Annotated in this window: 12 protein-coding genes; 7 read left to right on the plus strand and 5 right to left on the minus strand. The window is 73.3% G+C overall.

Annotation, left to right across the window (positions count from 1 at the left end):
* Nucleotides 1-1,539 (minus strand): MFS transporter (locus F6X68_RS25225; protein ID WP_370518983.1); only part of this gene is annotated, 1,539 nt, incomplete at its 3' end.
* Between F6X68_RS25225 and F6X68_RS25230 the strand changes: the two genes are divergently transcribed.
* From F6X68_RS25230 to F6X68_RS25240, 3 genes are all read left to right on the plus strand, one after another.
* Nucleotides 1,439-2,419, plus strand: coding sequence for a helix-turn-helix transcriptional regulator (locus tag F6X68_RS25230; protein ID WP_151456612.1), 981 nt, complete (start codon nucleotides 1,439-1,441; stop codon nucleotides 2,417-2,419). The two genes, F6X68_RS25225 and F6X68_RS25230, sit on opposite strands and share 101 nt — an antisense overlap.
* 72 nt (nucleotides 2,420-2,491) lie before the next feature.
* A complete protein-coding gene (locus tag F6X68_RS25235) occupies nucleotides 2,492-2,728 on the plus strand; it encodes a DUF397 domain-containing protein (RefSeq protein WP_132231069.1) in 237 nt (78 codons plus the stop codon).
* 214 nt (nucleotides 2,729-2,942) lie between these two features.
* The gene (locus tag F6X68_RS25240; protein ID WP_132231358.1) at nucleotides 2,943-3,218 is read left to right on the plus strand and encodes a hypothetical protein; all 276 of its coding nucleotides are present in this window, start codon (nucleotides 2,943-2,945) and stop codon (nucleotides 3,216-3,218) included.
* Between the two features lie 171 nt (nucleotides 3,219-3,389).
* Here F6X68_RS25240 and nudC read toward each other — a convergent pair whose 3' ends face one another.
* From nudC to F6X68_RS25255, 3 genes are read right to left on the minus strand one after another with little or no spacing between them, the layout of a single operon-like run.
* On the minus strand, nucleotides 3,390-4,328 hold the full coding sequence (nudC, locus tag F6X68_RS25245; protein ID WP_151456613.1) for an NAD(+) diphosphatase: 939 nt from the start codon (nucleotides 4,326-4,328) through the stop codon (nucleotides 3,390-3,392).
* Complete coding sequence (locus F6X68_RS25250) at nucleotides 4,325-5,668, minus strand: pitrilysin family protein (RefSeq protein ID WP_151456614.1); 1,344 nt, start codon at nucleotides 5,666-5,668, stop codon at nucleotides 4,325-4,327. The genes nudC and F6X68_RS25250 overlap by 4 nt, the downstream gene beginning before the upstream one ends.
* Nucleotides 5,665-6,975, minus strand: a complete 1,311-nt coding sequence (locus tag F6X68_RS25255; protein WP_151456615.1) for a pitrilysin family protein — start codon at nucleotides 6,973-6,975, stop codon at nucleotides 5,665-5,667. The genes F6X68_RS25250 and F6X68_RS25255 overlap by 4 nt, the downstream gene beginning before the upstream one ends.
* 263 nt (nucleotides 6,976-7,238) lie before the next feature.
* Here F6X68_RS25255 and F6X68_RS25260 point away from each other — a divergent pair, with 263 nt between their 5' ends.
* From F6X68_RS25260 to F6X68_RS25275, 4 genes are read left to right on the plus strand one after another with little or no spacing between them, the layout of a single operon-like run.
* The gene (locus F6X68_RS25260; RefSeq protein WP_151456616.1) at nucleotides 7,239-8,303 is read left to right on the plus strand and encodes an ABC transporter substrate-binding protein; all 1,065 of its coding nucleotides are present in this window, start codon (nucleotides 7,239-7,241) and stop codon (nucleotides 8,301-8,303) included.
* Nucleotides 8,300-9,079: an ABC transporter ATP-binding protein gene (locus tag F6X68_RS25265; RefSeq protein WP_132231064.1), complete on the plus strand. Its 780-nt coding sequence runs from the start codon at nucleotides 8,300-8,302 to the stop codon at nucleotides 9,077-9,079. The genes F6X68_RS25260 and F6X68_RS25265 overlap by 4 nt, the downstream gene beginning before the upstream one ends.
* A complete protein-coding gene (locus F6X68_RS25270; protein WP_151456617.1) occupies nucleotides 9,069-9,953 on the plus strand; it encodes an ABC transporter permease in 885 nt (294 codons plus the stop codon). The genes F6X68_RS25265 and F6X68_RS25270 overlap by 11 nt, the downstream gene beginning before the upstream one ends.
* Before the next feature lies 1 nt (nucleotide 9,954).
* Complete coding sequence (locus F6X68_RS25275; RefSeq protein WP_151456618.1) at nucleotides 9,955-10,404, plus strand: Rrf2 family transcriptional regulator; 450 nt, start codon at nucleotides 9,955-9,957, stop codon at nucleotides 10,402-10,404.
* 45 nt (nucleotides 10,405-10,449) lie between these two features.
* Here the strand turns inward: F6X68_RS25275 and F6X68_RS25280 are convergent, their stop codons facing one another.
* Nucleotides 10,450-10,638 (minus strand): hypothetical protein, encoded by a 189-nt coding sequence (locus F6X68_RS25280; RefSeq protein WP_132231061.1) that lies wholly within the window; start codon nucleotides 10,636-10,638, stop codon nucleotides 10,450-10,452.
* Between the last annotated feature and the right edge of the window lie 8 nt (nucleotides 10,639-10,646).

A 10,646-nucleotide genomic window follows, 5' to 3' on the forward strand; every position in this document is an offset into this window, starting at 1 on the left:
AGGCCGGCGGGGGGCGGGGATCCGGACGGGTGGCGGTGGGCTGAGCGTGCGGCCGTGCCAGAGGTAGCCGCCGGCGAGCAGGGTGGCCACCCCGATCAGGGCGAACAGGACGCGGTAGTCCAGCACCCCTACGAGCAGCGCCCCCGCGCCGATCGAGAGCGCCTGCGGGCCGCTGACCACGGCCTCCGAGGCCGCGGCGACCCGGCCGAGCAGCGCTTGCGGGGTACGCCGCTGGATCAGCGTGTGCAGCCCGACCATCGTCAGCGGCAGCGACACCCCGGCCAGCAGTACGGCGACGAAGCCGAGCCAGAGGTTCGGGTACACCAGCGCCAGCGAGGCCGGTCCGAAGAACGCCACCCCGGCGGCGAGCGTGCCCACCTCGCCGGCGCGGCGCACCACGGCCGGGGAGAGCAGCCCGCCGACCAGTCCGCCGATGCCCTGCACGGTGACCAGCACGCCGACGAACGCGGCGTCCCGGCGCAGCCCCTGGTCGACGTACGCGAAGATCAACGACTCGCTGAAGCCCATCGCCAGCGATCCCAGCCCGTAGCCGAGCAGCGCCCGGCGCAGCGCCGGCTCCCCGGCCAGGTGACGCAGCCCGGCGCTCACCTCGGCCGGCCAGCGCAGCCCGGGCCCGGTGGGCGGCGTCTCCGTCGTGCGGAGCAGGCCCACCACGACGGCCGCCGACAGGAAGCCGGCCATCCCGATCACGGCCAGCATCCAGCCGCCGACGGCGGCGTAGAGCCCGGCGCCGGCCAGCGGGCCGACCAGCCGCAGCCCCTGGCGTACGGTCTGGAGCACGCCGTTGGCCTCGGCCAGCAGTTCCACCGGCACGAGCTGGCGGATCAGGCCGCTGAGCACCGCGCTGAGGGTGATGTACGACAGGCCGTAGAGGGCCGCCACCACGTAGATGATCCACACGTCGGTCCGGTCCCGCACCACGAGGAGCGGGGTGAGCAGCACGGCCGTCACCAGGTTCGCCGCCACGAAGAACGGGCGCCGGGGGTAGCGGTCGACGATCCACCCCACCAGCGGGGCCAGGGTCATCGGGGCGATGACCGCGAAGATGGTGGCGCCGGCCAGCCCGTCCGACCCGGTCAGGTCCTTCACCCAGATGGCGAGGGCCAGCAACAGGATCGACTCGGCGGCCATGCTGGCGAGCAGGCCGCCGAAGAGCAGGCGGAAATCCGGGCGGCGCAGGACGGTGCGCATGGGGTCCCTCCGGCGGGGGTGGTGCGCGGCGTGGCGCGGTCTGGGGTGGCACGGTCGGGCCGACGGCGTCGTACCGGACGCCGTGCCCTTCCACGGTCCTCTTTTCTGCGAGACACGCCCCCACCGGGACCTCCGGCGGGAGGCGCGCCGTCCATACTGACCGTGGGGGGCGAATTTCATACAGTTACCGTCGCGTCTGCGGCGGTCCACGGGAAAAGAGGACGTCGTGCCTCCTGCCTCACCCAGCCCGATCCTGCGCCGCCGCAGGTTGGGCACCGAGCTGCGCCGGCTGCGCGAGGCCGCGGGTCTCACGGGAGACCAGGTCATCGAGCGGATCGGCTGGGCGTCCGCGTCCAAGTTGTCCCGGCTGGAGAACGGCCGCAGCCGCCCGGACCCGGACGACGTCCGCGTGCTGCTGGATCTCTACGGCGCCGACGAGGCGCTGCGCCAGGAACTCCTCGGCATCACCGAGGAGGCCGGCGACATCCGCGGCTGGCTGCGCAACTACCCGGTGATGACCCAGCAGCAGCGCAGCTTCGCCGAGCTGGAGGCGGGCTGCGCGGAGATCTCGGAATACAACCCGGTCCTGGTGCCGGGCCTGCTCCAGACGCCGGACTACGCGTCGGTGCGGATCGCCTCGGCCCGGCAGGTCGACGAGGAGGCCGGCGACCCGGAGGCCGGTGAGGACATCGACACCGAGGTGCGGGCCCGGCTGGCCCGGCAGTCGCTGCTCACCCGCTCGACCGACGCGCCCCGCTACACGGCGGTGCTGGAGGAGGCGGCGCTCGGCGGCCGGACCGGGCCGCCGGAGGTGCTGCGCGCGCAGCTGGTGCAGCTCTGCGAACTGGCGATGCTGCCGAACGTCACACTGCACGTGCTGCCACGCGACACCCAGATCGGCGACTGGTACCTCCCGCCGACCGCGTTCTCGGTCTACCGGTTCGCGGATCCGCTCGATCCGGAGACGCTGGCCATCGAAGGGGGGTTCACCGACGTCATGTCGACCGAGGTAAACGCCCTAAATCGCTATAAAGTGGTGTTCGAGTGGCTATGCACGGCGGCGCTCTCCGAATCGGACACCCTCTCCTGGCTGATCGAGGCGACGGGGCGGCTGCCCGGCACGGCGACCGCGTCCACGGTGGCGTACGGGCCGGCAACGGCGCCGACCCAACGCCGCCGGCATTCCGGGCGCCTGACGGACCGGTGAGCACGGGGGCCCACCGTCGGGTCGTGCGGCGCCACTCGTTCCATCGGAGCAGTTCACCTCAGGAGTGGCACGATGAACGAGATCCGCAACACGCCGTCCGTACTCGCCCAGCTCGCCGACGCCCCGTGGCGTAAGAGCACGCGCAGCCAGACCTCGAACTGCGTCGAGGTCGCACCACTGAGGACCGGGCCGGTCGCGGTGGCCCTGCGCGACAGCAAGGACCAGGGCGGTCCGGTGCTGCTGTTCAACCGGGCCGGCTGGCTGGGCTTCATCGCCGGCGCGAAGAACGGACAGTTCGATCTGAACTGATCCGTCGACCGTCGCGGGGCCGCCGGCAGCGTGCCGGCGGCCCCGCCGCGTCTGCGCCCTGCCACCCCGCCGACCAGGCATCCGCTGATCGGATGAGCCTCCGGACCAATCGTCGCGTTTCACTTGATGAGACGACCGCGCGGCGTAACATGACGACAGAGTGACGTGGAACTTCCACCCGTTCCCCACCCTCGCGATTCATCCGGAGACCCGCATGCGGTTCCTGATCGTTCGCACCGACATCCGCGCAGCCGCCGACGTGGACATCGCCGCCGCCTGGGCGTGCGGTGACCGACTCCGCGACGAGACCACCACGCCCGAGCCGCGCCGCCAGATCGTGCATGCCGAGGAGCGCGACGCCGCGCTGCTGCTGGCCCGGGCCCTCGCCACGGTCGGCGCGGTCCGCTCCGGGAAGCAGCGGGTCAAGGTGCTCCCGCTCGACGAGCCGGGCCGCGGACGGCGGGCCGCACCCGACGACCGAGGCAGCTGACCCGCACCCAGACGTCCGTCGTGGTCGGACCGGCTCCCCCGCCGTGCTCCTTTGCCCCAGCCGACCACGGCGGCCCGTGTTCCCGGTCCGTGACCGCCGCGGCAACGGCGGCCACGGGCCGGGACCGCACGACCCCCGGCCACCGGCGCGCCCGCGCGCGGCGGGACCGGCTCAGCAGTGCCCGTCGAGCCAGCGGTGGATCAGGAAGAGCGCGATCGACGACGGCGGCGGCAGCACCAGGCGGGCCCCGCCGACCTCCACCGGCCGTCCCGCCAGGGCCGCGCCGATCTCCCGGCGGGAGAACCACCGGGCGAACGCGATCTCCGTCGGATCCACCTGCACCGGATGCTCCGGATCCGCCGTGGCGAGGAAGCCGAGCATCAGGGAGCCGGGAAACGGCCACGCCTGACTGCCCGCGTACGCGATGTCGTCGACCGGGACGCCGACCTCCTCGCGGACCTCGCGCAGCACCGCGGCCTCGGCCGACTCCCCCGGCTCGACGTAGCCGGCGAGGCAGGAGAACCGGCGCTCGCCGGCGGTGTGCGGCCAGGTGGCGTTGTTGCCGAGCAGGCACCGCCCGTCCAGGCCCGGAACGCCGTCGTGCACCAGCACGATCATCGCGGGATCGGTACGCGGCCAGATCCGCTCCCCGGCCGGGTCGACCCGGGACCAGCCGGCCTCGTCCACCTCCGTCGGGTGCCCGGTGGCCGACGAGTAGCGGTGCCGCAGGTGCCAGTTGACCAGCGCCAGCGCGGTGGTGAACAGCCCGGCGTCGCGGTCGCCGAGCAGGTGCCCGACCTCGCGCAGGTGCGCCGCCCGGGCCCCGGACACCGCCGGCAGCGGGGCGTCCACGGCGAAGACCGGCACCCCGTCCGGCTCGACGCCGAGGAACATCGGCGACGTCGGCTCGGGCAGCCCGGCCGGGTCGACCAGCACCAGCTTCGGTGGCGACGTGTCGGTACGCACCAGCGCCCGGCCACCGTCGGCGGAGTCGAGCACCAGCACCCGGGCCCGGCTCCACGCCTGCGCCAGCCACCCGGGGTCGGTGCGCCGGTGGGCCGCCCGGTCCAGGGTGGAACGGGCCAGCGGCGGCGCGGGCTCACCGCTCACGGTCGTGCCGGCTCGGTGGTGACCGGGGCCAGCGCCGCCACCTGCGGCCCGATCCGTTCGGCGTCGCCCAGCACCACGGTGACCGCCTGCGCCGGGGCGAGGTAGCGGGCCGCCGCCTCGGCCACGTCGGCCACGGTCGCCTTCGCCAGCCGGGCGGCGTGCTCGGCCAGGAACTCCAGGCGCAGCCCGCTGCCGGCGTACGCGCTGGTCAGCGAGGCGAGCCCGGCCTGGGTGGACATCCCGAGCTGGAGGGTGCCGAGGGCGTACTGGCGGGCCTGCTCCAGCTCGTCCTCGCGGGGCGGGAGGGAGGCCAGCCGGCCGAGTTCGTACGTCGTCTCCAGCAGCGCCGGCCCGGTGACCTCGGTGGCCACGTCGACGGCGGCGACCAGCACCGACCCGGCCACCGAGTGCTCGACGAGGGAGTGCCCCCCGTACGTGTAGCCCTTGTCCTCGCGGATGTTCTCCACCCAGCGGGAGGAGAAGTAGCCGCCGAAGATCAGGTTGGCCAGTTGCAGCGCGGCGTGGTCCGGGTGGGTGCGGGGCACCGCCGGCAACGCCATCCGCAGCGAGGACTGCACCGCCCCCGGGCGGTCGACCAGCAGCAGCGGCCCGGGCTCCAGCGGCGGAGCGGGCGGCAGGTCGGCGGTGTGCCCGGCGCCGGTCCACCCGGACAGTGCCTTCTCGGCGGCGTCCAGCGCCCGGTCCGGCTGCACGTCACCGACCAGCACCAGCACGGCGTCGGCGGGGTGCACCCGCTGGGCGTGCAGGGTCCGCAGCGCTCCCGGCCGGACCGCCCGGACCGCCTCCGGTTCGGGGGTCTGCACCGCGTACGGGTGGCTGCCGTAGACCCGCCGGAGCAGGGCGGTGCGGGCCAGGTGCGCCGGCTGGCTCCGCGCCACGTGGATCCGGTCCACCAGCCGGTCCCGCTCCGTGGCGACGTCGTCGTTCGGGTAGGCCGCGTCGGTCAGCACCTCGGCGAGGATCTCCAGCATCCGGTCCAGCCCGGTGACCAGGCCGGCGCCGGAGAGCATCAGCCGGTCCGGGTCGATCCCGGCGGAGAGCCCGCCGCCGACCTTCTGCAACTCGGCCGCGATCTGCACGCTGGACATGGTCCCCGTGCCGGAGAGCAGGGTCTGCGCGAGCACGGCGCCCCGGGCGAGGTGGGTGCGGCCGAACGGCATCCACAGCCGCACCTCCACCAGCGGCACCGCCGGCCGGCGTACGGCGATCACGGTCAGCCCGTTGCCCAGCGTGCGCTCGGCCTGCTTCGGCAGCTTGAGCCTGCGGTTCGGGCCGAGCGGCGGCAGCGCCCGGGGCGCGGCCGGTGCGGTCACGCTCATTTGGCCCCTCCTGGGATGACCTCGATGGACGCGCGGCGCTCGGGCCGCAGGGTGGCCGCGGCGGCGCGGACCTGCTCGTCGGTGACCTCGCCGACGAGCCGGGGCAGGTCGTTGAGCAGCCCCGGCTCGCCGCGCTGCTGCTCCAGCACGGCCATCTGCAACGCCCGGCCGAGCACCGCGTCGGTGTCGCGCAGCAGGTGGGTCGCCATCCGGGCCTGGGTGCGGGCCAGTTCCCCCTCGGCCACGCCGTCGGTGGCGAGCCGGTCCAGCTCCTCGTCGATGGTGCGCAGCACCTTGTCCACGTCCCCGCCGGGGGGCAGGTGCGCCTGGAGCAGCAGCGCCGTCGGGTCCCGCACGTCGAACGGGTCGCCCATGAAGCCGACGTAGCCGCCGAGGCTGGTCACCGCCCGGTCCCGCTGGACCAGCCGCTCGACCAGCCGGGACGCGTCGCCGTCGGTGAGCACCTCGGCCAGCACGACGTACGGCAGGTAGGCGGCGAAGTCGGTGATCGGGTCGGGCACCCGCCAGGCGCCTGCCACCGCCGGCAGCGGGGCCAACTCGTCGGTGTACGAGGTGCGCCGCTCCTCGGTCAGGTCGGGCTCGGTGAAGTCGGGCCGCTTCGGGGCGGGACGCGCCGGCACGTCGCCGAAGTGCCGCTCGATCAGCGTGGTCGCCTCGGCTACGTCGATGTCGCCGCTGACCGCCAGCACCGCGTTGCCGCTCGCGTAGTAGCGGCGGAAGAAGTCGGCGGCGTCGGGGACGGTGGCCGACTCCAGGTCGACGAAGGAGCCGTAGCCGTCGTGCGCGTTCGGGAAGGTGTCGAACATGACCGGCGGCAGGGTCAGCCAGGGAAAGCCGCCGTACGGGCGGTTGAGGACGTTGACCCGGATCTCCTCCTTGACCACGTCGACCTGGTTGCGCAGGTTCTCCTCGGTCAGCCGGGGGCCGCGCATCCGGTCGGCCTCCAGGAACAGCGCCCGCTCCAGGGCGTTGCTCGGCAGGGTCTCGAAGTAGTCGGTGTAGTCCAGGTGGGTGGAGCCGTTGAAGGTGCCGCCCGCCCCCTGCACGTGCCGGAAGTGCGCCAGCTTCTCCAGGTTCTCGGAGCCCTGGAACATGAGGTGCTCGAAGAGGTGGGCGAAGCCGGTACGCCCCTCGGGTTCGGAGCGGATGCCGACGTCGTAGACGACCGCCACCCCGATCACCGGGGCGCTGCGGTCGGGGGTCAGGACCACCCGCAGGCCGTTGTCGAGCGTGAACCGCTCTACCGGGTACTTCGTCGCTGGAATTCTCGATCTCCGCGCCGCCACGGGATCGACCCTAGCGCGTCGGCACCCCCGCCACCGGCGACCTCTCGCCTGCCGCCCCGACCGGCGCCCGGGGCGTCGCACGCAGCCGCCCCGGCGGCCGGCGACGGCGCCGGGAACACCGGCCGCAAAGCACATCCAATCAGTAGAGATTGCCGCTTTTTCTGGGACGCAGATCCCGGCATGTGGTTGGCCCTTGACGCCAGTTCACCGCCTGCCCCAGTCTTCCTACCAACTAAGTAGGAATACTGCGGATTGGATGGACGATGAGACGGCTCCCCATGCGTCGGTGGGTCTCCCTGGCCACCCTCGCCGTCGTCGGCGTGGCGACCCTGGGCACCGCCGCCGCCTGCGGCGACGACAGCGAGGGCGCAGGCGGCGGCTCCGGCCCGACGACGCTGCGGCTCGGCTACTTCCCCAACATCACCCACGCGCCGGCCGTGGTCGGCGTGGAGAAGGGCATCTTCGCCGAGAAGCTCGGCGGCGACGTCAAGCTGGAGACGAAGACCTTCAACGCCGGCCCCGCCGCCATCGAGGCGATCTTCTCCGGCGCGCTCGACGCGACGTACATCGGCCCGAACCCCACCGTGAACGCCTTCTCGAAGTCGAAGGGCGAGGCCGTCCGGGTCATCTCCGGCGCGGCCTCCGGCGGCGTCGCGCTCGTGGTCAAGCCCGAGATCACCTCGGTGGAGCAGCTCCGGGGCAAGAAGATCTCCACCCCGCAGCTGGGCAACACCCAGGACGTGGCCATCCGCTACTGGCTCAAGGAGAAGGGCCTCACGACGACCAAGGAGGGCGGCGGCGACGTCAAGATCGTCCCGCAGGAGAACGCCCAGACGGTGGAGACCTTCAACAGCGGGGCCATCGACGGCGCCTGGGTGCCCGAGCCGTTCGTGTCCCGGCTGGTCAACGCGGGCGGCAAGGTGCTCGTCGACGAGCGCGACCTCTGGCCGGACCGGAAGTTCGTGATCACCAACCTGATCGTCAGCACCAAGTTCCTCAAGGAACACCCGGACGTGGTCAAGAAGCTGGTCGAGGGTCAGGTGGCGGCCAACGAGTTCGTCAACACCAAGCCCGACGAGACGCACCAGGCCATCTCCGACCACATCGGAAAGATCAGCGGCAAGCCGCTCGACCTCAAGCTGATCAAGCAGGCCTGGCCGACGCTGGAGTTCACCAACGACCCGATCGCCACGTCGCTGAAGACCGGGCTCGACCACGCCGTCGCGGTCGGGCTGACCCAGCCGGTCAGCCTCGACGGCCTCTACGACCTCACCCACCTGAACGAGGTGCTCAAGGGCCAGGGCAAGCCCGAGGTCGTCCAACCATGACGTCGACCACGACGACGCCACGCAGCGCGACCGGCTCGGTCGCGCTGCACGGCGTCACCAAGGTGTACGGGCGCGGGGCGAACGCCGTCGTCGCCCTGGACGGGGTCTCCCTCGACGTCGCGCCCGGCGAGTTCGTCTGCCTGGTCGGGGCCTCCGGTTGCGGCAAGAGCACCCTGCTCAACCTGGTCGCCGGCCTCGACCGGCCCAGCGGCGGGCGGATCACCCTCGACGAGGGCGTCGACCCGGGACTGATGTTCCAGGAGCCCGCCCTCTTCCCCTGGCTCACCGTCGAGGGCAACGTCGAGGTGCCGCTGAAGTTGCGCGGGCTGCCCCGGGCGGCGCGGCGGGAGCGGGTCGCCGAGCTGCTCGGCACGGTCCACCTGGCCGACTTCGGCCGCAAGCGCCCGCACGAACTGTCCGGCGGCATGCGCCAGCGGGTGGCGCTGGCCCGCACCCTCGCCCTGGACACGCCGGTGCTGCTGATGGACGAGCCGTTCGGCGCGCTCGACGCGATGACCCGGGACATCCTGCACGACGAGCTGGAACGGATCTGGACCGAGCGGCGACTCACCGTGCTCTTCGTGACGCACAACGTCCGCGAGGCGGCCCGGCTCGCCGACCGGATCATCCTGCTCTCCAGCCGGCCCGGCCGGATCATCTGGTCCACCCCGGTCGACGTGCCCCGGCCGCGCCGCATCGACTCCCCCGAGGTCGCCGCGATCGCCGCCGAGGTCACCGGCCGCCTGCGTACGGAGGTGGGCCGCCATGGCCGGTGACACCCTCGCCGCCGTCCCGCGTACCGACGCGGAGATCTCCGGGCTGGACGCCCTGGAGCTGGCCGGTCGGGAGAAGAGCCGCACGCGGGCCAGCCGGTTCTGGGCGGCGACCTGGCCGAAGCTGGCCGCGCTCGTCCTCGCCGTCGGCGCCTGGCAGGTCGTGGTCTGGACCGGCTGGAAGCCCGAGTACTCGTTGCCGGGCCCGGTGGCCGTGGGTCAGGAGCTGCTCCGGCAGGTCAGCGGCGTCCAGCTCTGGGAGGGGCTGGTCACCACCCTGCGCCGGGCGGCCCTCGGCTACGTCTTCTCGGTCGCCGTCGGCCTGCTGCTCGGCCTCGCGGTGGCCCGGTCGCGGATCCTGCGGGCCGCGATCGGCTCGATGATCACCGCGTTGCAGACGATGCCGTCGATCGCCTGGTTCCCGCTGGCGATCCTGCTGTTCGAGCTGAGCGAGAAGGCCATCTTCTTCGTGGTGGTGCTCGGCGCCGCGCCGTCCATCGCCAACGGCGTGATCGCCGGTGTGGACTACGTGCCGCCGCTGCTGCTGCGCGCCGGCCGCAACCTCGGCGCCCGAGGGCTCAACCTGTACCGGTACGTCATCGCGCCCGCCGCGCTGCCGGCCATCGTGGCCGGCCTCAAGCAGGGCTGGGCGTTCTCCTGGCGCAGCCTGATGGCCGGCGAGCTGATCGTGGTCGGCATCTCGCAGACCTCGCTGGGCGCGCAGCTGACCTACTCGCGGGAACTCTCCGACTCGCCCTGGCTGATCTCCACGATGATCGTGATCCTGGTGCTGGGCCTGGCGGTGGACGCCGCGTTCGGGGCGGCGGACAAGGCGATCCGGCGTCGGTGGGGCGTGTTGGACCAGGCGGGTCAGTGACGTGTACGTCTCCGCGCGCAGTGACTACGCGCTCCGGGCCATGCTCGCCGTCGCCGCCGCGGCTCCGGTCGGCGGCGGCGAGCTGGTCAAGGCGGGGACGCTGGCCGACAGCCAGGGCATCCCGCTGAGCTTTCTCCAGGGCATCCTGGTCGACCTGCGCCGGGCCGGCCTGCTGGTGAGCCACCGGGGCACCGAGGGCGGGTACGCCCTGGCCCGTCCCGCGGTGGAGATCAGCGTCGGCGACGTGCTCCGCGCGATCGGCGGCTCCCTGACGACCGTCCGCGGCCTGCCGGCCGAGCGGGCCGGCTACGTGGGTGTGGCGACCGGCCTGCGGGACGTCTGGCTGGCCGTGCACGGCGCGATCGCCCTGGTGGTCGACCGGACCACCCTCGCCGACCTACTGGGGGCGGAACATTCTGCGGCCGGCGCCGGGGAGACCCGCGCCCGCTGACCGCGCACCGGCTCCTCCGGCGACGGGCAGGCGGGCCAGCGACGGTCAGCCGACTGTGGGCACCGGCCGCTCCGTCGGGCTGCGAAGCTCGACCGGAGCGGCTGGCGCGGCCCCGTCCGGGGTGGCGTGCCACGGCGTGAACACCGCGACCACGGCGAGCAGCAGCCCGGCCAGCGCCACCGCGAGCACCAGCAACAGTTCCCGCGCCGCGCCCGAGCCGGCGTCGCCCGCCATGGTCACCC

This window comes from Micromonospora sp. AMSO12t, assembly GCF_008806585.1.
Lineage (GTDB): Bacteria > Actinomycetota > Actinomycetes > Mycobacteriales > Micromonosporaceae > Micromonospora > Micromonospora reichwaldensis.